General features: G+C 63.1%; 23 protein-coding genes. 17 read left to right on the top strand and 6 right to left on the bottom strand.

All coding sequences use genetic code 11. The features are described 5' to 3' along the window. The first annotated feature begins 42 nt into the window (after positions 1 to 42). The 5 genes from prlC to J5M73_RS00325 all read left to right on the top strand — a co-directional run bounded on the left by prlC (position 43) and on the right by J5M73_RS00325 (position 6,655). Positions 43 to 2,094 (top strand): oligopeptidase A, encoded by a 2,052-nt coding sequence (gene prlC, locus J5M73_RS00345; protein ID WP_347709940.1) that lies wholly within the window; start codon positions 43 to 45, stop codon positions 2,092 to 2,094. Beyond that, a complete protein-coding gene (locus J5M73_RS00340; protein WP_047290196.1) occupies positions 2,091 to 2,369 on the top strand; it encodes a YheV family putative zinc ribbon protein in 279 nt (92 codons plus the stop codon). Before prlC ends, J5M73_RS00340 begins: the two co-directional genes overlap by 4 nt. Positions 2,370 to 2,798: 429 nt before the next feature. Beyond that, positions 2,799 to 3,551 carry a gluconate 2-dehydrogenase subunit 3 family protein gene (locus J5M73_RS00335; RefSeq protein ID WP_207814910.1) on the top strand — a complete coding sequence of 251 codons (753 nt, stop codon included), beginning with the start codon at positions 2,799 to 2,801 and terminating at the stop codon, positions 3,549 to 3,551. Between the two features lie 2 nt (positions 3,552 to 3,553). Next, entirely contained in the window at positions 3,554 to 5,338 is a 1,785-nt protein-coding gene (locus J5M73_RS00330; RefSeq protein WP_207814908.1) for a GMC family oxidoreductase, read from the top strand. Positions 5,339 to 5,350: 12 nt separating this feature from the next. Further along, positions 5,351 to 6,655 carry a cytochrome c gene (locus tag J5M73_RS00325; protein WP_207814906.1) on the top strand — a complete coding sequence of 435 codons (1,305 nt, stop codon included), beginning with the start codon at positions 5,351 to 5,353 and terminating at the stop codon, positions 6,653 to 6,655. A 46-nt stretch (positions 6,656 to 6,701) separates the two neighbouring features. On the opposite strand, the gene J5M73_RS00320 is transcribed toward J5M73_RS00325, so the two are convergent. Next, positions 6,702 to 7,058 carry a hypothetical protein gene (locus J5M73_RS00320; RefSeq protein ID WP_102862471.1) on the bottom strand — a complete coding sequence of 119 codons (357 nt, stop codon included), beginning with the start codon at positions 7,056 to 7,058 and terminating at the stop codon, positions 6,702 to 6,704. A gap of 193 nt (positions 7,059 to 7,251) precedes the next feature. On the opposite strand from J5M73_RS00320, the gene J5M73_RS00315 reads away from it, so the two are divergent. The 3 genes from J5M73_RS00315 to J5M73_RS00305 all read left to right on the top strand — a co-directional run bounded on the left by J5M73_RS00315 (position 7,252) and on the right by J5M73_RS00305 (position 10,914). After that, entirely contained in the window at positions 7,252 to 8,310 is a 1,059-nt protein-coding gene (locus J5M73_RS00315; protein WP_102862472.1) for a PA0069 family radical SAM protein, read from the top strand. A gap of 242 nt (positions 8,311 to 8,552) precedes the next feature. Next, the gene (locus J5M73_RS00310; protein ID WP_102862473.1) at positions 8,553 to 9,287 is read left to right on the top strand and encodes a carbonic anhydrase; all 735 of its coding nucleotides are present in this window, start codon (positions 8,553 to 8,555) and stop codon (positions 9,285 to 9,287) included. Between the two features lie 91 nt (positions 9,288 to 9,378). Further along, positions 9,379 to 10,914: a SulP family inorganic anion transporter gene (locus J5M73_RS00305; protein WP_207814905.1), complete on the top strand. Its 1,536-nt coding sequence runs from the start codon at positions 9,379 to 9,381 to the stop codon at positions 10,912 to 10,914. 65 nt (positions 10,915 to 10,979) lie between these two features. On the opposite strand, the gene J5M73_RS00300 is transcribed toward J5M73_RS00305, so the two are convergent. Then, complete coding sequence (locus tag J5M73_RS00300; RefSeq protein ID WP_102862475.1) at positions 10,980 to 11,630, bottom strand: hypothetical protein; 651 nt, start codon at positions 11,628 to 11,630, stop codon at positions 10,980 to 10,982. Between the two features lie 369 nt (positions 11,631 to 11,999). Here J5M73_RS00300 and coxB point away from each other — a divergent pair, with 369 nt between their 5' ends. From coxB to J5M73_RS00280, 4 genes are all read left to right on the top strand, one after another. Beyond that, a complete protein-coding gene (gene coxB, locus J5M73_RS00295; protein ID WP_102862476.1) occupies positions 12,000 to 13,127 on the top strand; it encodes a cytochrome c oxidase subunit II in 1,128 nt (375 codons plus the stop codon). An 82-nt stretch (positions 13,128 to 13,209) separates the two neighbouring features. Then, positions 13,210 to 14,805, top strand: coding sequence for a cytochrome c oxidase subunit I (gene ctaD / locus J5M73_RS00290; RefSeq protein WP_102862477.1), 1,596 nt, complete (start codon positions 13,210 to 13,212; stop codon positions 14,803 to 14,805). 99 nt (positions 14,806 to 14,904) lie between these two features. Continuing rightward, positions 14,905 to 15,462, top strand: coding sequence for a cytochrome c oxidase assembly protein (locus tag J5M73_RS00285; protein ID WP_102862478.1), 558 nt, complete (start codon positions 14,905 to 14,907; stop codon positions 15,460 to 15,462). A gap of 33 nt (positions 15,463 to 15,495) precedes the next feature. Then, complete coding sequence (locus J5M73_RS00280; RefSeq protein ID WP_102862479.1) at positions 15,496 to 16,383, top strand: cytochrome c oxidase subunit 3; 888 nt, start codon at positions 15,496 to 15,498, stop codon at positions 16,381 to 16,383. 14 nt (positions 16,384 to 16,397) lie between these two features. On the opposite strand, the gene J5M73_RS00275 is transcribed toward J5M73_RS00280, so the two are convergent. Further along, positions 16,398 to 16,601, bottom strand: coding sequence for a twin transmembrane helix small protein (locus J5M73_RS00275; RefSeq protein WP_016967712.1), 204 nt, complete (start codon positions 16,599 to 16,601; stop codon positions 16,398 to 16,400). A 70-nt stretch (positions 16,602 to 16,671) separates the two neighbouring features. Between J5M73_RS00275 and J5M73_RS00270 the strand changes: the two genes are divergently transcribed. From J5M73_RS00270 to J5M73_RS00250, 5 genes are read left to right on the top strand one after another with little or no spacing between them, the layout of a single operon-like run. Then, entirely contained in the window at positions 16,672 to 17,412 is a 741-nt protein-coding gene (locus tag J5M73_RS00270; RefSeq protein ID WP_102862480.1) for an SURF1 family protein, read from the top strand. Then, on the top strand, positions 17,378 to 17,968 hold the full coding sequence (locus J5M73_RS00265) for a hypothetical protein (RefSeq protein ID WP_207166840.1): 591 nt from the start codon (positions 17,378 to 17,380) through the stop codon (positions 17,966 to 17,968). The genes J5M73_RS00270 and J5M73_RS00265 overlap by 35 nt, the downstream gene beginning before the upstream one ends. A gap of 10 nt (positions 17,969 to 17,978) precedes the next feature. Then, positions 17,979 to 19,058 carry a COX15/CtaA family protein gene (locus J5M73_RS00260; protein ID WP_102862481.1) on the top strand — a complete coding sequence of 360 codons (1,080 nt, stop codon included), beginning with the start codon at positions 17,979 to 17,981 and terminating at the stop codon, positions 19,056 to 19,058. Continuing rightward, positions 19,046 to 19,948, top strand: coding sequence for a heme o synthase (gene cyoE, locus J5M73_RS00255; RefSeq protein WP_102862482.1), 903 nt, complete (start codon positions 19,046 to 19,048; stop codon positions 19,946 to 19,948). Before J5M73_RS00260 ends, cyoE begins: the two co-directional genes overlap by 13 nt. Continuing rightward, a complete protein-coding gene (locus J5M73_RS00250) occupies positions 19,945 to 20,580 on the top strand; it encodes an SCO family protein (RefSeq protein ID WP_207814903.1) in 636 nt (211 codons plus the stop codon). Before cyoE ends, J5M73_RS00250 begins: the two co-directional genes overlap by 4 nt. Before the next feature lie 224 nt (positions 20,581 to 20,804). Here the strand turns inward: J5M73_RS00250 and J5M73_RS00245 are convergent, their stop codons facing one another. The 3 genes from J5M73_RS00245 to J5M73_RS00235 all read right to left on the bottom strand — a co-directional run bounded on the left by J5M73_RS00245 (position 20,805) and on the right by J5M73_RS00235 (position 23,323). Then, positions 20,805 to 21,578 carry a MetQ/NlpA family ABC transporter substrate-binding protein gene (locus J5M73_RS00245; protein ID WP_102862484.1) on the bottom strand — a complete coding sequence of 258 codons (774 nt, stop codon included), beginning with the start codon at positions 21,576 to 21,578 and terminating at the stop codon, positions 20,805 to 20,807. A gap of 63 nt (positions 21,579 to 21,641) precedes the next feature. Further along, positions 21,642 to 22,316: a methionine ABC transporter permease gene (locus J5M73_RS00240; RefSeq protein WP_102862485.1), complete on the bottom strand. Its 675-nt coding sequence runs from the start codon at positions 22,314 to 22,316 to the stop codon at positions 21,642 to 21,644. Then, positions 22,316 to 23,323: a methionine ABC transporter ATP-binding protein gene (locus tag J5M73_RS00235; protein ID WP_102862486.1), complete on the bottom strand. Its 1,008-nt coding sequence runs from the start codon at positions 23,321 to 23,323 to the stop codon at positions 22,316 to 22,318. The genes J5M73_RS00240 and J5M73_RS00235 overlap by 1 nt, the downstream gene beginning before the upstream one ends. Positions 23,324 to 23,555 lie beyond the last annotated feature (232 nt).

Raw genomic sequence — 23,555 nt, 5'->3', positions numbered from 1 at the left:
GCTACGTTTCCCTGCATGTTTCTTCCAGCCAAGGTGCCCACCGTGAGTGTGAACAACCCTCTTCTGCAGCCCTACGACCTGCCGCCGTTCTCGGCGATCCGCGCCGAGCATGTGCAACCGGCCATCGAACAGATCCTGGCTGACAACCGCGCCGCCATCGCTGAAATCCTCAAGACCCAAGCCACCCAGCCCACCTGGGCCGGGCTGGTATTGGCCATGGACGAGCTCAATGACCGCCTGAGCGCGGCCTGGAGCCCGGTCAGCCACCTCAACGCGGTGTGCAACAGCGCCGAACTGCGTGAAGCCTACGAGGCCTGCCTGCCGGCCTTGAGCGCCTACTCCACGGAAATGGGCCAGAACCGCGAGCTGTTCCAGGCTTTCGACGCCCTGGCCAAGAGCCCCGAAGCCGCCGGTTTCGACGTGGCGCAGAAAACCATCCTTGAACACTCCCTGCGGGACTTCCGCCTGTCGGGCATCGACCTGCCGCCCGAGCAGCAACAGCGCTACGCAGAGGTACAAAGCCGGCTCTCGGAGCTGGCCAGCCGTTTCTCCAACCAGTTGCTGGACGCCACCCAGGCCTGGACCAAGCACATTACCGACGAAGCGGCCCTGGCCGGCCTGACCGACTCGGCCAAGGCGCAGATGGCCGCCGCGGCCCAGGCCAAAGGCCTGGACGGCTGGCTGATCACCCTGGAATTCCCCAGCTACTACGCGGTGATGACCTACGCCCAGGACCGTGCCCTGCGTGAAGAGGTCTATGCCGCCTACTGCACCCGGGCGTCGGACCAAGGCCCTAATGCCGGTCAGCACGACAACGGCCCGGTGATGGAAGAGATCCTCGACCTGCGTCAGGAACTGGCCAAGCTCCTGGGCTTTGCCTGCTTTTCCGAGCTGAGCCTGGCCACCAAGATGGCCGAGTCCAGCGATCAGGTGCTGAGCTTCCTGCGGGACCTGGCCAAGCGCAGCAAACCCTTTGCCGCTCAGGACCTGGAACAGCTCAAGGCCTATGCCGCCGAACAGGGCTGCCCCGACCTGCAAAGCTGGGACAGCGGTTTCTATGGAGAGAAGCTGCGTGAGCAGCGTTACAGCGTGTCCCAGGAAGCCCTGCGCGCCTACTTCCCCATCGACAAGGTACTTGGCGGCCTGTTCGCCATTGTCCAGCGCCTGTACGGCATCGAGATTGCCGAGCAGCAGGGCTTCGACAGCTGGCACCCGGACGTGCGCCTGTTCGAAATCAAGGAAAACGGTCAGCACGTCGGCCGTTTCTTCTTCGACCTCTACGCCCGCTCCAACAAGCGTGGCGGTGCCTGGATGGACGGTGCCCGCGACCGTCGCCGCACCGTTGACGGTGTGTTGCAGAGCCCGGTGGCCAACCTGGTGTGCAACTTCACCCCGGCCGACAGCGGCAAGCCTGCACTCCTGACCCACGACGAAGTCACCACCCTGTTCCACGAGTTCGGCCATGGCCTGCACCACCTGCTGACCCGGGTCGAGCATGCCGGGGTCTCCGGTATCAACGGCGTGGCCTGGGACGCGGTGGAGCTGCCGAGCCAGTTCATGGAGAACTGGTGCTGGGAGCCGGAAGGCCTGGCGCTGATCTCCGGTCACTATGAAACCGGCGAGCCGCTGCCCCAGGACCTGCTGCAGAAGATGCTGGCGGCGAAGAACTTCCAGTCCGGGCTGATGATGGTGCGCCAGCTGGAATTCTCGCTGTTCGACTTCGAACTGCATGCCACCCACGGCGATGGCCGCAGCGTGCTGCAAGTGCTGGAAACCGTGCGTGACGAGGTCTCGGTGATGCGTCCGCCGGCCTACAACCGTTTCCCCAACAGCTTCGCCCACATCTTTGCCGGCGGTTATGCCGCGGGCTACTACAGCTACAAGTGGGCGGAAGTGCTGTCGGCCGATGCCTTCTCCAAATTCGAGGAAGACGGCGTGCTCAACCCGGCCACCGGGCGGGCGTTCCGCGAGGCGATTCTGGCCCGTGGCGGCTCCCAGGAGCCGATGGTGCTGTTTGTCGATTTCCGCGGACGGGCGCCGTCGATTGACGCACTCTTGCGCCACAGCGGCCTCAGCGAGGACGCGGCAGCATGAGTGACGCACCCGTGAAGACCAAGAAACGCTTTATCGCCGGCGCGGTGTGCCCGGCGTGCAGTGAGCAGGACAAGCTGATGATGTGGAGTGAGGACGACGTACCCCATCGCGAGTGCGTGGCCTGTGGCTACTCCGACACCCTCAACGAGCAGGGCCTGTCGGTGCCCAAGGAACTCGGGACCCGGGTCAACAGCGCGACGCCCAAGGTGGCTGACACCAAGGTGCAATCGGTGCAGTTCTTCCCCAACCCCAAGTTGAAGAAAAAAACCGACTGACCACGCCAGACAAAGCCGGCTCCCTGTTAGGAGCCGGCTTGCCGGCGAAACGATTCGCCATCCTTCCTTCGCCCCGTGGGCTTTGGCGAGCCAGCTCGCTCCTACGCGGCCCCCTGACCCCCACCGTTTCGAACCAGCTTTTCACCGAACAGGTGGCGAACACACGGGTGCTGCAGCCGCCATTGGCCAGCAAAGCCCCGTGAGCCAACTGTCAGAGAAACGTGAAGCTGATACGTAATTTTCCGCCGCTTCTGATCTTTTTTTCGCCTGAAACGGTTCATCCAAATGCTTAGCCTGCTACCATTTGTAACCAAATTTTGCTGATGTGCTCATAAAAACCGGGTCTTGCCCGGCCTTCTGCGTTGCCAAAACACAAAGTCGCGCCATGACGCGGCTGACCTTTCCATCAATGCCTGATGAGGTGCACCCATGTCTGATCAAGATCGAGACAACCCGCGGCGTGAGTTTTTGCGTAAATCCTTGACCTTGATCCCTGTGGTCACTGTCGCCAGTACCGGCCTGGGCAGTTCCATGCTGGCGGCCGCGCCCGAGACGGCCGCCCCTGCCAGGCCGGCGGCGCCGAGCAAGCTGCCCAGCGGCAGCCAGAACTATGAGCCCAGTTACTTCAGCGCCGAAGAGTGGGCCTTCATCAAGGCGGCGGTAGAGCGCCTGATCCCGGCGGACGAAATGGGGCCAGGTGCCCTGGAAGCCGGGGTGCCGGAGTACATCGACCGCCAAATGAACACCCCCTACGCCGCCGGCGCCCTGTGGTACATGCAAGGTCCGTTCAAGGCCGACGCCGCACCGGAGATGGGTTGGCAGAGCAAGCTGGTGCCCAAGGACATCTATCGCCTGGGCATTGCCGCTGTGGATGCATGGTGCAAAGACCTCAAAGGTCAAGTTTTTGCTGCGCAAGACAGCGCTACCCGAGACGCTTTGCTCAAGCAGCTGGAGGCCGGAACCCCGCAGTTCGAGGCGCTCCCGGCCAAGCTTTTCTTCAATCTGCTGCTGCAAAACACCAAGGAAGGCTTCTTCAGCGATCCGATCCACGGTGGCAACCAAGGCCTGGTGGGCTGGACCCTGATCGGCTTTCCCGGCGCACGCGCCGATTTCATGGATTGGGTGGAGCGCAACGAGCAATACCCCTTCCCGGCAGTATCGATTCGCGGCCAGAGGGCTTGAGCATGGCAACAGTGATGAAGAAGGTCGACGCAGTGATCGTCGGTTTCGGCTGGACCGGCGCGATCATGGCCAAGGAGCTGACCGAAGCCGGGCTCAGCGTGCTGGCGCTGGAGCGCGGGCCAATGCAGGACACCTACCCTGACGGCAGTTATCCCCAGGTGATCGACGAGCTCACCTACAGCGTGCGCAAGAAACTCTTCCAGGACATTTCCAAAGAAACGGTGACCATTCGCCACAGCGTCAACGACGTGGCCTTGCCCAACCGGCAACTGGGCGCCTTCCTGCCGGGCAACGGCGTGGGCGGCGCCGGCCTGCACTGGTCTGGCGTGCACTTTCGCGTCGACCCCATCGAACTGCGCATGCGCAGTCATTACGAAGAGCGCTACGGCAAGCATTTCATCCCCAAGGACATGACCATCCAGGACTTCGGCGTCAGCTACGAAGAGCTGGAGCCGTTCTTCGACTTCGCGGAAAAGGTCTTCGGCACCTCCGGCCAGGCCTGGACCGTGAAGGGCCAGTTGGTGGGCGACGGCAAGGGCGGCAACCCTTATGCACCGGATCGCTCGGACCACTTCCCCCTGGAGTCGCAGAAAAACACCTATTCCGCACAGCTGTTCCAGAAAGCCGCCCATGAAGTGGGCTACAAGCCCTACAACCTGCCGTCGGCCAATACCTCAGGGCCTTACACCAACCCTTATGGCGCGCAAATGGGCCCGTGCAATTTCTGCGGCTTCTGCAGCGGCTACGTCTGCTACATGTATTCCAAGGCCTCGCCCAACGTGAACATTTTGCCGGCCCTCAAGCCGTTGCCGAATTTCGAGTTGCGCCCCAATTCCCACGTGCTCAAGGTCAACCTCGACAGCAGCAAGACCCGCGCCACCGGCGTCACCTATGTCGATGGCCAGGGCCGGGAGATCGAGCAGCCGGCGGACCTGGTGATCCTCGGCGCCTTCCAGCTGCACAACGTGCGCCTGATGCTGCTGTCGGGCATCGGCAAGCCCTACGACCCGATCAGCGGCGAAGGCGTGGTGGGCAGGAACTTCGCCTACCAGAACATGGCCACCATCAAGGCCTACTTCGACAAGGACGTGCACACCAACAACTTCATCGGCGCTGGCGGCAACGGTGTGGCGGTGGACGACTTCAACGCCGATAACTTCGACCACGGCCCGCACGGTTTCGTCGGCGGCTCGCCGATGTGGGTCAACCAGGCCGGCAGCCGGCCGATTGCCGGCACCTCGAACCCACCGGGCACCCCGACTTGGGGCAGCGCCTGGAAGAAGGCCACTGCCGATTACTACACCCACCAGGTATCCATGGACGCCCACGGCGCGCATCAGTCCTACCGTGGCAACTACCTGGATCTGGACCCGGTGTACCGCGATGCCTACGGCTTGCCGCTGCTGCGGATGACCTTCGACTGGCAGGAAAACGACATCAAGATGAACCGCTTCATGGTCGAGAAGATGGGCAAGATCGCCGAGGCGATGAATCCCAAGGCCATTGCCCGGCTGGGCAAGCAGGTAGGGGAGCACTTCAACACCGCGTCCTACCAGACCACGCACCTGAACGGTGGCGCGATCATGGGCACCGACCCCAAGACCAGTGCCCTGAACCGCTACTTGCAGAGCTGGGACGTGCACAACGTCTTCGTTCCCGGGGCTTCGGCCTTCCCTCAAGGCCTGGGCTACAACCCCACCGGCCTGGTGGCGGCGTTGACCTACTGGTCGGCCCGGGCGATCCGCGAGCAGTACCTGAAAAACCCCGGCCCGCTGGTGCAGGCATAAGGAGCGATGACCATGAAAGCACTCGTTATCGCCACCCTGGCGCTGCTGGGCAGCGCCTCGGTCAGCGCCGCCGAAGCGGATCAGCAGGCCCTGGTGCAGCAGGGCGAGTACCTGGCCCGTGCCGGTGACTGCGTGGCCTGCCACACCGCCAAGGACGGCCAGCCGTTCGCCGGCGGGCTAGCGATGGAAACCCCCATCGGGGTGATCTATTCCACCAACATCACCCCGGACAAGACCGGCATCGGCGACTACAGCTTCGAGGACTTCGACCAGGCCGTGCGCCATGGCGTGGCCAAGGGCGGCAGTACCCTGTACCCGGCCATGCCCTTCCCGTCCTATGCCCGGGTCAGCGACGCCGACATGCAGGCGCTCTACGCCTACTTCATGAAGGGCGTGGCGCCGGTGGCCAGGGACAACCAGGACAGCGACATTCCCTGGCCCCTGAGCATGCGCTGGCCGCTGTCGATCTGGCGCTGGTTGTTCGCCCCGAGCGTGGAGACCCCGGCGCTCGCGACCGGCAGCGATCCGGTGATCAGCCGCGGTGCCTATCTGGTGGAGGGCCTGGGCCACTGTGGTGCCTGCCACACGCCCCGGGCCCTGACCATGCAGGAGAAGGCCCTGAGCGCCAGCGACGGCAGTGCTTTCCTGTCCGGCAGTGCGCCGCTGGAGGGCTGGATCGCCAAGAGCCTGCGCGGTGACCACAAGGATGGCCTGGGCAGTTGGAGCGAAGAGCAACTGGTGCAGTTCCTCAAGACCGGCCGCAGCGATCGCAGCGCGGTGTTTGGCGGCATGAGCGATGTGGTGGTGCACAGCATGCAGTACATGAGCGAGGCCGACCTGACGGCGATTGCCCGCTACCTCAAGTCGCTGCCGGCCAATGATCCCAAGGATCAGCCGCACTCGTATGACCAGCAGGTGGCCGAGGCTCTGTGGAAAGGTGACGACAGCCAGCCCGGTGCGGCGGTGTACATCGACAACTGCGCAGCCTGCCATCGCACCGACGGCCAGGGCTACACCCGGGTGTTCCCGGCGCTGGCGGGCAATCCGGTGCTGCAATCGGCGGATGCCACCTCGCTGATTCACATCGTGCTCAAGGGCGGCACCTTGCCGGCCACCCACAGCGCGCCGTCGACCTTCACCATGCCGCCTTTCGCCTGGCGCCTGTCGGACCAGGAGGTGGCCGATGTGGTCAACTTCATCCGCGGCAGCTGGGGCAACCAGGCGTCGGCGGTGAAGGCCGGGGACGTGGCGGCGTTGCGCAATGGCGACCTGCAGAGCACGTCCAACGATGATTTGGGGCCGTTCACTGGTCGCTAGCGTCGAGGCCGGCGCCCGCTGCTGGCGTCGGTCCGGCGGTGGCTGTTCAGTCCTGGGTAAAGCGCTGGATGCCCAAGCGGCTTTCCAGTTGATAGCCGGCGATGCAGTCCGCCAGTCCGGCGTTCATCAGGTCTTCCCAGCTTGCGGGGAGCAGGCCGATGCCATTGTGGTGGGCGCTCCAGCGCACCGCGGCGAACTTCGGGTCCGCTTCATCGAAAGGTTGCTGGTTGTTCACCGCGGCCTTTTCGATGTCCTGGGTGCACAGCTCGAATTCGCAGGCCACGCCCCAGAGCTGGCCATCGGGCGCCCTGACGATGATCAGGTCGGCGCCTTGTTCGTAGCTGGGGAGGTAGGCATCCGCTGCGTAGAAGATCTTTTCCAGCCTGCCAGGTGTCCTGGGCATGTTTGCGCTCCTGTTCTTTGAGCCTGCCTTATACCCCAACGCCACAAACCTGTAGGAGCCGGCTTGCCGGCGAAGGTGCGGCCTGTGTGCGCTGGGGAGCGTTCACTTGCAGGGGGTGGGTTTCGGTCCGGCGGTGCTGGTCAGATAAATCCGGCTCCATTACTGTGTATGCATACAGTAATGGAGCGCTCCCATGTTCACCCCCCTGCCTCCCCGTGGTCGCGGTACCGCGAGCAATCCGCACAATCGTTTCGCGCCCAATCGTTCGGTGGCCGAGGACGACGGCTGGTACCAGGAAGTGCCGCTGACCCAGGGCACCGAGGTGCGTTTTGAAACGGCGAAATCCATCATTACCCGCAACACCTCGCCTGACCTGCCCTTCGATCGCTCGATCAACCCCTATCGCGGCTGTGAGCACGGCTGCATTTATTGCTATGCGCGGCCCAGTCATGCCTATTGGGATATGTCCCCGGGGCTGGATTTTGAAACCAAGCTGATCGCCAAGAGCAACACCGCCGCGCTGCTGGAGCAGCAACTGTCCAAGCCCGGCTATCGCTGTGCCCCGATCAACCTGGGGTCCAATACCGACCCCTACCAGCCCATCGAGCGTGAGCAGCAACTGACCCGACGCACCCTGGAAGTGCTGCTGCGCTATCGGCATCCGGTGACCATCGTCACCAAGGGCTCGCTGGTCCTGAGGGACCTGGACCTGCTGGTCGAGCTGGCCCGGCAGCGGCTGGTGGCGGTGATGATCAGCCTGACCACCCTGGACGATGAGTTGAAGCGCATTCTCGAACCCCGCGCGGCGGCGCCCAAGGCGCGTTTGCGGGCGATCCGGGTGATGCGTGAAGCGGGCGTTCCGGTGGGGGTGCTGTGTTCGCCGATGATCCCGATGATCAACGACAGCGAGCTGGAAAGCCTGCTCGGCGAGGCCCATGCCGCCGGTGCGCAGAGCGCGGCCTACATGATGCTGCGCCTGCCCCTGGAGGTGGCGCCGCTGTTCGAGGAGTGGCTGGCGGCGCATTACCCGCAGCGGGCCGCCCATGTGCTCAGCCTGATCCGCCAGAGCCGGGGTGGTGAGCTCTACGACAGCCGTTTCGGCAGCCGCATGCGCGGTGAGGGACCCTTCGCCGACCTGTTGGCCCAGCGTTTCGCCAAGGCGCTCAAGCGCCTGGGGCTCGATCGGCGCGCGGGCTTCGATCTTGATTGCTCGGCCTTCTGTCCGCCGGGGGGGCAGATGTCGTTGCTGTGAGAAGCATTGGCCTATGGTTGCCTAGCGGATGTTGCTGACGGAGGTCCGCTGGTCACCTTTTGACATCGCCCATAGTGGCGTTCTAGAGCGTTCCATTCAGTTTGAGTTAAGTTTTTAGCGCTACCTTGCCCATCAAGTGACCGACGGGTCGCGGTCGGCGCCCCGGTTATTTTTTAATCGATTACTGGCGTCGTGCCGGATAATTCTGGAAAATTCACCAAATCCGACAGAGAGGCTGAATCATGAGTGACAAGGATAAACAGCCGTTGGCTGCGTCGGCTCCCGCACCCACCGAGGTTGCCGAAACCGCCGATGCAGCGCTGCAGCATATCGTTGACGGCTTTTTGCATTTTCATCATGAAGTCTTCCCGCAGCAGGAAGAGCTGTTCAAGAAACTCGCCACCGCCCAGCGGCCAAGGGCGATGTTCATTGCGTGCGCGGATTCGCGCATCGTTCCCGAACTCATTACCCAGAGCTCTCCCGGCGACCTGTTCGTGACCCGCAACGTGGGCAACGTGGTGCCGCCCTATGGGCAGATGAACGGGGGTGTTTCCACGGCGATCGAATACGCGGTGCTGGCCCTTGGGGTGCACCACATCATCGTCTGCGGGCACTCGGACTGCGGCGCCATGCGGGCGGTGCTCAATCCGCAAAGCCTGGAGAAAATGCCTACGGTCAAGGCCTGGCTGCGGCACGCCGAAGTGGCGCGGACCATGGTCCACGAGAACTGCGATTGCGCCGATGAATCCTCCAGCATGCATGTGCTGACCGAGGAGAACGTCATCGCCCAGTTGCAGCATCTGCGCACCCACCCTTCGGTGGCTTCGCGCATGGCCAACGGCCAATTGTTCATCCATGGCTGGGTCTACGACATCGAGACCAGTTCGATCAAGGCCTACGACGCGGACAAGGGCTGTTTCCTGCCGCTCGATGGCACTCATCCGATCCCCGTGGCGACGCCCAAAGCGCGCTTCTAATCCCGCCTAAATACACCTGAGTGGTTGTAGCCAGGGCCGCCGTTTGGCGGTCCGGCTTTGCCACGCCTGAACAAAAGTCAGGAGAACTGTCATGCGTGCAGCACAGTTGAAAAGTGTCCTGCCACGGGAGCTGCTGGCTTCGGTGGTGGTGTTTCTGGTGGCCCTGCCCCTGTGCATGGGGATCGCCATTGCCTCGGGCCTGCCGCCAGCCAAGGGCCTGATCACCGGGATCATCGGCGGGCTGGTGGTGGGCTGGCTGGCGGGCTCGCCCTTGCAGGTCAGCGGTCCGGCTGCCGGGCTGGCGGTGCTGGTGTTCGAACTGGTGCGCCAGCACGGTGTGGCCATGCTCGGGCCGATCCTGCTGTTGGCCGGGCTGCTGCAATTGCTGGCCGGGCGTCTGCGCCTGGGGTGCTGGTTCCGGGTCACGGCGCCGGCGGTGGTCTACGGCATGCTGGCGGGCATAGGTGTGTTGATCGTGCTGTCCCAGGTGCATGTGATGCTTGATGCCGCGCCCCAGGCCTCGGGGCTGGCTAACCTTGTCGGTTTCCCTCAGGCGCTGGCCCAGGCCTTGCCGAGCCTGGGTTGGCAGGCGGGCTTGCTGGGGTTGTCGACCATCGCGCTGATGTGGGGGTGGGACAAGTGGCGGCCACAATCGCTGCGCTTCATTCCGGGGGCTTTGCTGGGGGTGGGCCTGGCGACCCTGGCCAGCCTGGTCCTGGCCCTGGAGGTGAAGCGGGTCGAGGTGCCGGCCAACCTGAGTGAGGCCATCGACTGGCTGCGCCCCGCCGACCTGCTCAATCTGGCGGACCCCAACCTGTTGATCGCGGCCTTCGCCGTGGCTTTCATTGCCAGCGCCGAGACCTTGCTGTCTGCCGCTGCAGTGGATCGCATGCACAGCGGCGTGCGTTCGGACTTCGACCGTGAACTGTCGGCCCAGGGCGTGGGCAATATGCTCTGCGGCCTGCTTGGGGCCTTGCCGATGACCGGGGTCATCGTGCGCAGTTCGGCCAACGTCCAGGCCGGGGCCCAGACCCGTTTCTCGACGATCTTCCATGGTCTGTGGCTGCTGGGTTTCGTGTTGCTGCTGTCCAGCGTGCTGCAGAGCATTCCAGTGGCGAGCCTGGCCGGGGTGCTGGTCTACACCGGCTTCAAGCTGGTGGACCTCAAGGTGTTTCGCGGCCTGGGGCGCTACGGGCGGATGCCGATGTTGACCTACGCGGTGACGGCCCTGGCGATTGTCTTCAGCGATCTGCTGACCGGTGTGCTGATAGGTTTTGCCCTGACGCTGGCCAAGCTGGCGTTCAAGGCCTCGCGCTTGAAGATCAGCCTGATCGACCTTCCAGCCGCTGGCGAGATGGAGCTGCGACTGATGGGGGCCGCGACCTTTCTCAAAGTGCCGGCCCTGACTCGGGTTCTGGCGAGCATTCCACCGGCGACAACGGTGCATGTGCCTCTCAACCACCTCAGATACATCGATCACGCCTGCCTGGAGCTGCTGGAGGAATGGACTCGGGCCAATCAGGCCAAGGGTTCGCGGTTGATGATTGAGGCGCGGGGCTTGAAGCGACGCCTGGAAGGACGCTTGAGCAGTGGTGGTGGGATTGGAGTGGCGTCAGCAAGAAGTTGATGGCAGGGAATGGGCTGCCCCTTCGCCACAAGGCTCGTTGCGAGCCTTGCTGGCGAGGAGTGGGTTCAGGCGGCGGGCTGGTCGAGCTCTAGCTCCACGCCCAGCTGGCGCGACAGGCAGGGCCAGCGCTTCCACGCGGCCTCGGTGTCCGGGCTATTGAGTGTGTCGCGGTAGGCTTCCACGGATTCCAGGGCGAAGCTTTCTTCGTTGAGCATGGCGTCGACCGCGTGGTGCACCGCTTCGTCCAGTTGGTTGGCGAAGGTTTCGCCGATCAGTTGGTGGGCGATGAGGTTGGCGACCGTCATGTCCAGGGGGATCAGTGGACGGCCGAAGTGCTTGATGTACAGGTCGTTGACTTCTTCCACCAGGCGTAGGGCCAGGTAGGCTTCGTCCAGCAGGCTGTCGAGGCCGACGTGGCCGTCCATGATGGCCGGCGGCTGGAGGAAGAATTGCTCGGCGATCTTCAGTACCGGCTTGATCTGCGATTCGATTCCGGCTTCACGGGCCACCGCATTGGCGGCGTCCAGCAGGTCTGGAACCTGGTCGATGTAGGCGCTGACGAAACGGGTCATGACGTCCTTGGCGTCGACTTCGGGCAGCTGGATGGCGGGGTGCAGGTGAGGCAGTTGCGTTTCCAACTGACGGGTCAGAAGGCCTGTGCTGGCTTCGTGTTGCCGGGCCAGTTGGATCTGCTCGCGCAATGCGGCGGTGTTCATGAAAACTCCAGGGACAAGGACATGAATAGGGAGCACATAAGTTAGCCTGCTTACGAAAATGCTTAAGACGCATTTGTCATAATTATTTCATGCTTAGACGGTGGGGTTATATCGCTCTGCCATCCCGGGCACTCGACCCCTTTTGTGCCGTGGCCTGCAAACCTGCTTTCCAGTGTTTCAGCTGATTTACGCCCTCGCGTTGCGAGGTCAGAGTCGCTGTCTATACTCGCCATTGTGTGAAGTTAGCTGATGATGCCCGACTGCAGATGCAGCGAGGCCCGGCCGGTTTAAGTTCGTAGTCTAGGCAGCCGCTCCCTTGCCGCAGGTGTTAAGCCGGCGGGATAACAAGAACGATAAGGGGAACCCGCAATGATGCGACATCCACATGTCTGGATGGGCCTCCTGTTGTTGTCGATATTCAGCCAGGCGCAAGCCGCCTGGACGGTGAATATGACGCCTGGGGCTACCGAGATAAGCCACGCGGTATTCGACCTGCACATGACCATCTTCTGGATCTGTGTGGTGATCGGCGTCATCGTCTTCGGCGCGATGTTCTGGTCAATGATCGTTCACCGTCGCTCCACGGGCCAGGTCCCGGCCCGGTTCCACGAAAGCACCACCGTGGAAATCCTCTGGACCATCATCCCCTTCCTGATCCTGGTGGCCATGGCCGTCCCGGCGACGGCGACCCTGATCAAGATGTACGACACCAGCGAGCCGGATGTGGACATCCAGATCACCGGCTACCAATGGAAGTGGCACTACAAATACCTCGGCCAGGATGTGGAGTTTTTCAGCAACCTGGCCACCCCCGCCGAGCAGATCCACAACAAGAGCGTCAAGGGCGAGCACTACCTGCTGGAAGTCGACCAGCCCCTGGTGCTGCCGGTGGGGGCCAAGGTGCGCTTCCTGGTGACCGCCGCCGACGTGATCCACTCCTGGTGGGTGCCGGCCTTTGCGGTCAAGCGTGACGCCATCCCGGGCTTCGTCAACGAAGCCTGGACCCGGGTCGACAAGCCCGGCATCTACCGTGGCCAGTGCGCCGAGCTGTGCGGCAAGGACCACGGCTTCATGCCGATCGTGGTCGAGGTCAAGAGCCAGGCCGACTACGACACCTGGATGGGCGAGCGCAAGGCCGAGGCCGCCAAGCTCAAGGAGCTGACCAGCAAGGAATGGACCCTCGATGAGCTGGTGGCCCGTGGCGATAAGGTCTACCACACCGCTTGCGTCGCCTGTCACCAGGCGGAAGGCCAGGGCCTGCCGCCGATGTTCCCGGCCCTCAAGGGCTCGAAGATCGCCACCGGGCCCAAGGGCGATCACTTGAATATCGTCCTTCACGGCAAACCGGGGACTGCCATGGCGGCCTTCGGCAAGCAGTTGTCGGAAGTCGACATCGCTGCGGTGGTGACCTACGAGCGCAACGCCTGGGGCAACAACAAGGGCGACATGGTCACGCCAAAAGAAGTGCTGGCGCTGAAACAGGCGGAAAGCAAATGAGCCGGCTTATTGGGTATTTCCGCAACCGCTCGGGGTGCAGTGTCCCTGAGCGTCCAGCCCACCCGTTTGCAGGAGACAGGGCATGAGTGCAGTGATCGATGACCACGGCCACGCCGGCCATGATGACCACGCCCATGGTCCCGCCAAGGGCCTGATGCGCTGGGTTCTGACCACCAACCACAAGGATATCGGCACCCTGTACCTGTGGTTCAGCTTCAGCATGTTCCTCCTCGGCGGCTCGTTCGCCATGGTGATCCGCGCCGAGCTGTTCCAGCCCGGGCTGCAGATCGTCGAGCCGGCGTTCTTCAACCAGATGACCACCATGCATGGCCTGGTGATGGTCTTCGGCGCGGTGATGCCGGCTTTCGTCGGCCTGGCCAACTGGATGATTCCGCTGATGATCGGCGCCCCGGACATGGCCCTGCCGCGGATGAACAACTTCAGCTTCTGGCTGTTGCCGGCGGCCTTCCTGATGCTGGTTTCGACGTTATTCATGCCCGGCGGCGGGCCCAACTTCGGCTGGACCTTCTACGCCCCGCTGTCCACCACCTACGCCCCGGAAAGCGTGACCTTCTTCATTTTCGCCATCCACCTGATGGGTATCAGTTCGATCATGGGGGCGATCAACGTGATCGCCACCATCCTCAACCTGCGTGCCCCGGGCATGACCCTGATGAAGATGCCGCTGTTCGTCTGGACCTGGCTGATCACTGCCTTTCTGCTGATCGCAGTGATGCCGGTGCTGGCCGGCTGCGTGACCATGATGCTGATGGACATCCACTTCGGCACCAGCTTCTTCAGTGCCGCCGGCGGCGGCGACCCGGTCTTGTTCCAGCACGTGTTCTGGTTCTTCGGCCATCCCGAGGTGTACATCATGATCCTGCCGGCCTTCGGCGCCGTCAGCTCGATCATCCCCACTTTCAGCCGCAAGCCGCTGTTCGGCTACACCTCGATGGTCTATGCCACCGGAGCCATTGCCTTCCTGTCGTTCATCGTCTGGGCGCACCACATGTTCGTGGTGGGCATCCCGCTGGTGGGCGAACTGTTCTTCATGTACGCCACCCTGCTGATTGCCGTGCCCACCGGGGTCAAGGTGTTCAACTGGGTGAGCACCATGTGGCAGGGCGCGCTGACGTTCGAGACGCCGATGCTGTTCGCCGTGGCCTTTGTCATTCTGTTCACCATTGGCGGCTTTTCCGGGTTGATGCTGGCCATCGCCCCGGCGGACTTCCAGTACCAGGACACCTACTTCGTGGTGGCGCACTTCCACTACGTGCTGGTGCCGGGGGCGATCTTCGGGATCTTCGCCTCGGCCTATTACTGGTTGCCCAAGTGGACCGGGTACATGTACGACGAAACCCTGGGCAAGCTGCACTTCTGGCTGTCCTTCGTCGGCATGAACCTGGCGTTCTTCCCTATGCACTTCGTGGGTCTGGCGGGCATGCCGCGGCGGATTCCGGACTACAACCTGCAGTTCGCCGACTTCAACATGGTGTCCTCTATCGGTGCCTTCACCTTCGGCGCGACGCAGATCTTCTTCCTGTTCATCGTCATCAAGTGCATTCGCGGTGGCAAACCGGCCCCGGCCAAGCCGTGGGAAGGGGCCGAAGGGCTGGAGTGGAGCATTCCATCGCCGGCGCCGTACCACACCTTCGTCACGCCACCGGAAGTGAAATGAACAGCTGTGTTGTAGGAGCGAGCCTGCTCGCGAAGGCGCCAGAAGGTGGTGCCCTGCTCGTCGGCAAGCCGGCTCCTACAGGTTCGGGAGGACGTTGAGATGGCCGAGATCTCGCTGAAGAAGCTGGTGACCCGCCTGTTGCTGGTGGTGGCGGCGATGTTCGTTTTCGGTTTTGCCCTGGTGCCGATCTACGACGTGATGTGCAAGGCCTTGGGCATCAATGGCAAGACCGGCGGGCAGTACGCGGACCAGGGGCAGCAGATCGACGCTTCGCGCCAGGTGCGGGTGCAGTTCCTGTCCACCAATGCCATCGACATGGTCTGGGAGTTCTATCCCAAGTCCGATGACATCGTGGTCCATCCGGGGGCGGTGAACGAGATGGTCTTCATCGCCCGCAACCCCAGCGATCACCCGATGAGCGCCCAGGCCATCCCGAGCATCTCCCCCAGCAGCGCGGCCATGTATTTCCACAAGACCGAGTGCTTCTGCTTTACCCAGCAGGTGCTGCAGCCCGGGGAGAAGATCGAGATGCCGGTGCGTTTCATCGTTGACCGCGACATGCCCAAGGATGTGAAGCACCTGACGTTGGCTTACACGCTGTTCGATATCACCGCGCGTCATCCACCGGTGGCGGTTGCCGCCAAGACCGGTGGATAGACGATCTGGCGTGCCCGATAAGGAGAACAACCCATGGCGACTCATGAGCACTATTACGTTCCTGCCCAGAGCAAGTGGCCGATCATTGCGACGGTGGGCATGTTCGTCACCGTGTTCGGCCTGGCGACCTGGTTCAACGACCTCAAGGCGGCGCGCCCGGAATCCCATGGCCCGCTGATCTTTTTCGTCGGTAGCCTGCTGCTGGCCTACATGCTGTTCGGCTGGTTTGGCGCGGTGATCAAGGAAAGCCGCGCCGGCTTGTACAGTGCTCAGCTGGACCGCTCGTTCCGCTGGGGCATGAGTTGGTTCATCTTTTCCGAAGTGATGTTCTTCCTGGCCTTCTTCGGCGCGCTGTTCTATGTGCGACACCTGTCCGGGCCCTGGCTCGGCGGTGAGGGGAACAAGGGCATCGCCCATATGCTCTGGCCGAACTTCGAGTTCGTCTGGCCCCTGCTCAACAACCCCGATCCGAAACTCTTTCCATCGCCCACGGGCACCATCAGCCCCTGGGGCTTGCCGCTGCTCAACACTGTGCTGCTGGTCAGTTCCAGTGTCACCGTGACCATCGCCCACCATGCCCTGAAGAAAGGCCATCGTGGAGCGCTGAAAATCTGGCTGGCGCTGACCGTGCTGCTGGGGTGCGCCTTCCTCGGCTTCCAGGCCGAAGAGTACATCCACGCCTATCGCGAGCTGGGCCTGACGCTGGGCTCGGGGATCTACGGCGCCACCTTCTTCATGCTCACCGGTTTCCACGGCGCCCACGTGACCATCGGCACCTTGATCCTGTTCGTGATGCTGATGCGCATCATGCGTGGGCATTTCGACGCCGAACATCAGTTCGGCTTTGAAGCAGCCAGCTGGTACTGGCACTTCGTCGATGTGGTGTGGATCGGCCTGTTCGTTTTTGTCTACGTGCTCTGAGGGCCTGCTGCGCCCTACCAGGGCGCGTGGGACACCAGCTGGCCGCTGAAGAAACCCCAGGCGATCAAGCCCACGGTGATCGCGGCCAGGCATACCCGAATACTCAAGGCGGTCACCAGGCGTTTGGATTGGCTGTCGTCCTTGACCAGAAAGAACAGGCCGCTGAACAGGCTGATAACCGTGGCAATCAGCATCAGGACGATGGCTGCTTTGAGCATGGTGGGACTCCGGGGGAAACGCGATGTACAGCAGTATAGCGAGTGGATTTCTCAGCCTTGCGGGCCGTTCATGAAAGGCTTCCGGCCGGGAGTCGTGCCGACCCTGGTGGTGCTGTTGCTGCTGCCTGCGCTGGTTTCCCTGGGCTTCTGGCAATTGAGCCGTGGCGAGCAGAAGCGCCAATTGCTGACCAGCTACGCCGAGCGCCGCGCGGCCGAGCCGGTGTCGTTGTTCGAGTTGCTGGCGGTCGAGGACCCGGCCTTTCGCCGGGTGCGCCTGCACGGTCATTTCGATGCCGATCACAGCCTGCTCCTGGACAACCGCCTGCACGACGGCCAGGTCGGGGTCGAGCTGCTGCAACCCTTCCTCGATCAGGCCAGCGGGCGCTGGTTGCTGGTCAATCGTGGCTGGCTGCCCTGGCCCGATCGGCGCACGCCTGCGGCATTCAGCACCCCGGAACAGAGCCTGAGTCTGGATGCCTGGGTCTACGTTTCTCCGGGCGCGGCGTTCCAACTGCAGGCCGACCCGGCGGCTGCGCGCTGGCCACGATTGATCACCGCCGTGAACCCGGAGGCTCTCTGGGCCGAGCTTGGCCGCAGCGGCTTCAAGCATGAAGTGCGTCAGGAGTCCGGTGCTGGCGCCTACCTGACGGCTTGGCCGGTGGTGGCCATGGGGCCGGAAAAACACCTGGGCTATGCCGTGCAGTGGTTCGCCATGGCCCTGGCCCTGCTGCTCCTCTATCTCTATTTCGGCTGGCACAACGCACGGGAGAACCGCCATGGGAACGGCCATGAATCCACCCAACATCTCTGACGCCCAGGTGCCCAACCGGCGCCGCGGCCGTTGGCAACTGATCCTGATCCTGCTGATGGTGATCGGTCCGATGATCCTCGCCACCGGCATGTACAAGCTGCAGTTCTGGGTGCCGGAAAGCCGCAGCTATCACGGTGAACTGATTGGCAATGGCCAGACCCGGGCGCAGATCGGCGTGCAGTCCGAGGAGGATCGCTGGCAGATCCTGGTCACGGCCCCCAAGGCGTGTGATGCCGATTGCCAGCAACTGGTGTACCTGGCGCGGCAGATCCAGGTGGCCCTGGGCCGTGATGCTTCGCGGGCCAGCCATGCCCTGGCCAGCGCCCAGCCGCTGAGCGCCGAATACCAAGCCAGGCTGCAGCGCGAGTACCCGCAGTTGCAACGCTACCCCCTGGACCTGGCGACCTATGCCAAAGGCGTCAGCGACAAGGACGCGCCGCAGCTGTGGATCGTCGATCCCCACAGCAATCTGGTGTTGCGCTACGACGCTCGGGTCAAGGGCAAGGACCTGCTCAACGACCTGCGGCACCTGCTGAAACTGTCGAACATCGGATAAGGGCATCGTTATGGCCAAACCTGGATTTCGCCTCGCGTTGTTTGCCACTTTGCTGGCTCTGATCGTGGTGCTGCTGGGCGCCTACACCCGGCTGACCCACGCGGGCCTGGGCTGCCCGGACTGGCCCGGCTGCTACGGGTTTATCAGCGTGCCGAACAGCGAAGCCCAACTGGCCCATGCCGAACTGCATTTTCCCGACACCCCGGTGGAAGCCCACAAGGGCTGGAACGAGATGATCCACCGCTATTTTGCCGGCACCCTGGGGCTGTTGATCGTGCTGCTGGCGGCCCGGGCCTGGACCCATCGCCGGCATCCCGGGCAGCCCCTGAAGCTGCCGCTGTTCCTGATGGTGGTGGTGTTTGCCCAGGCGGCCTTCGGCATGTGGACGGTCACCCTCAAGCTCTGGCCGCAAGTGGTCACCGCGCACCTGTTGGGGGGCTTTGCCACCTTGAGCCTGCTGTTCCTGCTGACCTTGCGCCTGTCCGGCGTGCTGCCGGCGCTGATTGTGCCGCGGCGTCTGCAGCACTGGGCAACGGCCGGGCTGGTGCTGGTGATCGGGCAGATCGCCCTGGGCGGCTGGGTCAGCTCCAACTACGCCGCCGTGGCCTGCATCGACCTGCCCACCTGCCATGGCCAGTGGTGGCCGAACATGGATTTTGCCAACGGCTTTCACCTGACCCAGCACATCGGCCCCAACTACCTGGGCGGACAATTGGACAGCGACGCCCGCACCGCCATCCACATGACCCACCGGGTCGGCGCGGTGCTGGTGACCCTGGTGTTGCTGGGGCTGGCCTGGCAACTCCGGCAAACCGGCATGACCCGTCTGGCCGGGCTGGTGTTGGTGGCGCTGGCGGCGCAGGTCAGCCTGGGCATCAGCAACGTGCTGTTCCATTTGCCGCTGCCGGTGGCGGTGGCGCATAACGCCGGGGGCGCGGCGCTGCTGCTGACCCTGGTGCTGGTCAACTATCACGCCCGTACCAGCCTGGTGCAGGCCCGGGATCGCCTGCCCCTGGGCTGGCGTCTGAGCCCGCGCAAACAGATGGCGGGTCCCATCACCATCAAAGGAGAGATGCCATGGCGACTCTGATCAGCGAACGTCAGCATCCCCAGGCCATCTGGCGCGATTACCTGGAACTGACCAAACCCAAGGTGGTGGTGCTGATGCTGATCACCTCCCTGGTGGGCATGTTCCTCGCCACCCGCGCGGGGGTGCCGTGGACGGTGCTGGTGTTCGGTAACCTGGGCATTGCTCTGTGTGCGGGTGGCGCGGCGGCGGTGAACCATGTGGTGGACCGGCGCATCGACGCGCTGATGGCCCGGACCCACAAACGGCCCCTGGCCCAAGGCCGGGTTTCACCCCGGGCGGCCTTGGCGTTCGCCCTGTGCCTCGCGTTGGCCGGGCAAGCGCTGCTGCTGGCGTTCACCAATCCGCTCACGGCCTGGCTGACCCTGGCGTCCCTGCTGGGCTACGCGGTGGTCTACACCGGCTTTCTGAAACGCGCGACGCCGCAGAACATCGTGATCGGCGGGCTGGCCGGTGCGGCGCCGCCGCTGCTGGGCTGGGTTGCTGCTACCGGGCACTTGAGCGCCGAGCCGCTGCTGCTGGTGCTGATCATTTTCGCCTGGACCCCGCCGCACTTCTGGGCCCTGGCCATCCATCGCAAGGAGGAATACGCCAAGGCCGATATCCCGATGCTGCCGGTGACCCACGGTGAGCACTACACCAAGGTGCACATCCTGCTCTATACCTTTGCCCTGCTGGCGGTCAGCCTGCTGCCCTATGCCATCCACATGAGCGGCGTGCTGTACCTGGTGTGCGCTTTGCTTCTGGGCGGGCGCTTCCTGCAATGGGCCTGGGTGCTGTACCGTGGCACTCGGCCGCACGCGGCGATCAACACCTTCAAGTACTCTATTTACTACTTGTTCCTGCTGTTCATCGCCCTGCTCGTAGACCACTACCTATTGTTGAACCTATGACTCGAACTCAGAAAACCGTCTTTATTCTCGTTGCGCTGGTGGCCCTGATCCTGGGGCTGACCGTCAACAAAGTACTGTCCGGCAAGGGTCAGGGCGATCCCACCGCATTGATCGACGCCGGCATCATCCTCCTGCCCCAGAGCCGTACCCTGCCTGCGGTGAAGATGCTCGACCAGGACGGCCAGACCGTGGTGATCGATGAGTTGAAGGGCAAGTGGTCGCTGCTGTTCTTCGGCTATACCTTCTGCCCGGACATCTGCCCCACCACCCTGGCCCAACTGCGGCAGATCAAGAGTGAGCTGCCCAAGGAGGCGGTGGACAAGCTGCAGGTGATCCTGGTCAGCGTCGACCCCAACCGCGATACGCCGCAACAGCTCAAGCAGTACCTGGGCTATTTCGACAAGGACTTCAAGGGCCTGACCGCCGCCTCGGTGGAAGACCTGCAGAAGCTGGCCAACGCGGTGAGCATTCCCTTCATTCCGGCGGACACCAGCAAGCCCAATTACACCGTGGACCACAGCGGCAACCTCGCGGTGATCGGTCCGGACGGTCACCAGCGTGGCTTTATCCGCGCACCGTTGAACAACCAGAAGCTGGTGGCCCAGTTGCCGGTGATGTTGCAGCGCCAATAACGCGGCATGCTTGAACCGCTGAACCGCTGAACCGCTGAACCGCTGAACCGCTGAACCGCTGAACCGCTGAACCCTGTAGCCGCTGCCGCAGGCTGCGATCGGCCTCGAAGAGGACGCGTGCTTGAGGCCCTCGGAAGGCGCTTCGCGCCTTATCGCAGCCTTCGGCAGCGGCTACAAACAAAACGGGGCGCCCCAAGGCGCCCCGTTTGTATTTCTGCAACCGATCAGAACGCTGGCAGCACGGCGCCTTTGTACTTCTCGAGAATGAATTGCTTCACTTCTGGGCTGTGCAGGGCGGCGACCAGTTTCTTCATGGCGTCCGAGTCCTTGTCGTCAGGACGGGCGACCAGGATGTTCACGTAAGGCGAATCCTTGCCTTCGATCACCAGGGCATCCTTGGAAGGGTCCAGCTTGGCCTGCAGGGCGTAGTTGGTGTTGATCAGGGCCAGGTCGACCTGAGTCAGCACGCGGGGGATGGTGGCGGCTTCCAGTTCGCGGAACTTCAGGTCCTTGGAGTTCTCCGTGATGTCCTTGATGGTGGCCAGGATGTTGTTGGAATCCTTGAGCTTGATCAGGCCGGCCTTGTCCAGCAGCAACAGGGCGCGACCGCCGTTGGTGGCGTCGTTGGGGATCACCACGGTGGCGCCGCCTGGCAGTTCGGAGAGTTGCTTGTATTTGCTGGAGTAGGCGCCCAGGGGTTCCAGGTGCACGCCGGCCACGCTCACCAGCTTGGTGCCCTTGGCCTTGTTGAACTCATCCAGGTATGGCTGGTGCTGGAAGAAGTTGGCGTCCAGGCGTTTTTCGGCCACTTGCACGTTGGGCTGCACGTAGTCGGTGAAGACCTTGACCTTCAGGTCCACGCCTTCTTTGGCCAGGGCCGGTTTGACGAATTCCAGGATCTCGGCGTGGGGCACCGGTGTGGCGGCCACGGTCAGGGTTTCGGCGGCGTGCGCGGAGAACGCGGCAACGGCTGCGAAAGCGACGAGTAGTTTTTTCATCGAACAAGCTCCTTGTAAGTCGCCCGACCCCGGGCGCCTGCCGGCCGGGGCCGGCGATTGCAATTATTTGCGGGAAAAGTGCACCACCAGCTTATCGCCAACGGTTTGCAGAACCTGAACCAACACAATCAGCATTACCACGGTCACCACCATCACATCGTCCTGGAAACGCTGGTAACCATAACGAATGGCCAGGTCACCGAGGCCGCCTGCACCCACGACACCGGCCATGGCGGTGTAGCCGACCAGGGCGATGGCGGTGACCGTGATCGCCGCGATGATACCGGGGCAGGCCTCGGGCAGCAGGGCGTTCATGATGATCTGCCGGGTCGTGGCGCCCATGGCCTGGGTGGCCTCGATAATGCCGCGATCCACTTCACGCAGAGCGGTTTCCACCAGGCGCGCGAAGAAGGTGGAAGCGCCCACCACCAGCGGAGGGATGGCGCCCGCCACACCCAGGGAGGTGCCCGTGATGAGGATAGTGGTCGGAATCATCACAATCAGCAGGATGATGAACGGCAGCGAGCGGATGGCGTTGACCACAAAGCCCAGGATCGAATAGACATTTTTCTGTTCCAGCAACTGCCTTGGGCTGCACAGGAACAGCAAGACCCCCAGCGGCAGGCCCACCAGTACGGTGAATACCAGGGACGTGCTGAGCATGACCATGGTGTCGCTGGTTGCCACTCCGATATCGGCCCAGTCAACGTTGTCGAAGTAATGCAGTAAGCCGCTCATTAGCGCAGCACCTCCATGTGGACATCCGCCGCGGTGAAGCGGGCGAAGGCCGCTTCCATGTCACCGCCGGTGATGGCCAGGGTCAGTTGCCCGTAAGGGGTGTCTTTGATGCGGTCGATGCGTCCGGCGAGGATGCTGTAGTCGACCCCGGTCTCCCGGGCCACAGTGCCCAGCAGCGGTGCGTAGGTGGAATCGCCCTGGAAAGTCAGGCGCACGATACGCCCCGGTACGTGGGCGAAGTCGTCGCGTTGCTCGTTCTCGTCGATCTGCTCGTCTTCCTGGACGAAGCGTTTGGTGGTCGGGTGCTTGGGGTGCAGGAACACCTCGGCCACCGAGCCCTGTTCGACGATCTGGCCGGCGTCCATGACCGCCACCTGGTCACAGACGCGACGGATCACGTCCATCTCGTGGGTGATCAGAACGATGGTCAGGTTCAGCTCGCGATTGATCTCGGCCAGCAGTTGCAGGACCGAGGCCGTGGTCTGCGGATCGAGGGCGCTGGTGGCTTCGTCGCACAGCAGGATCTTTGGCTTGGTGGCCAGGGCGCGGGCGATGCCGACGCGCTGTTTCTGGCCGCCGGACAGTTGTGCCGGGTATTTCTTGGCGTGGTCGGACAGGCCGACCCGCTCCAGCAACTCAGCCACACGGCGTTCGATGTCGCTGCGCGACAGCTCGCCGGCCAGGGTCAGGGGCAAGGCGACGTTGTCAGCCACAGTCTTGGAGGACAGCAGATTGAAGTGCTGGAAGATCATCCCGACCTGTTGGCGGAAGCGGCGCAGGCCGTTGGCGTCCAGCGCGGTGACTTCTTCACCGTCGACGATGATCGTGCCGCCGCTGGGGTTTTCCAGGCGGTTGATCAGGCGCAGCAGCGTGCTTTTGCCCGCGCCGGAATGACCGATCAGGCCGAACACCTGACCATTCTCGACCCGAAGACTGGTCGGGTGCAGGGCGGGAATATCCTTACCGGCGACCCGGTAGGTTTTATGGACGTTTTGAAACTCGATCACGTAGCGAACCTTGTGGGGCGCGTTAGAAAAGGATCAGCGGTTAGCCGGGCGCGCATTTTAGCCTGTCCGTATAGAGGTTCTTAGCATTTATTTCGCAATCATCCTGCCATTTGGCAATAACGCGATCAAAGGTCATAAAAAAGGAACGCTCGCAGTTTCTCGTCAGTCACTACTTAAGCCACTCGAGAAGCCCCAGGTGCCGTGCCTGCGGGCCTGTGTTCACGAAGCCCCG

This window comes from Pseudomonas sp. 50_B (assembly GCF_017491625.1).
In the GTDB taxonomy this organism is placed as follows: Bacteria; Pseudomonadota; Gammaproteobacteria; order Pseudomonadales; family Pseudomonadaceae; genus Aquipseudomonas; species Aquipseudomonas danubii.
The sequence above is the reverse complement of the archived record's forward strand: the minus strand, read 5'-3'. Positions and strand labels throughout refer to the sequence as shown.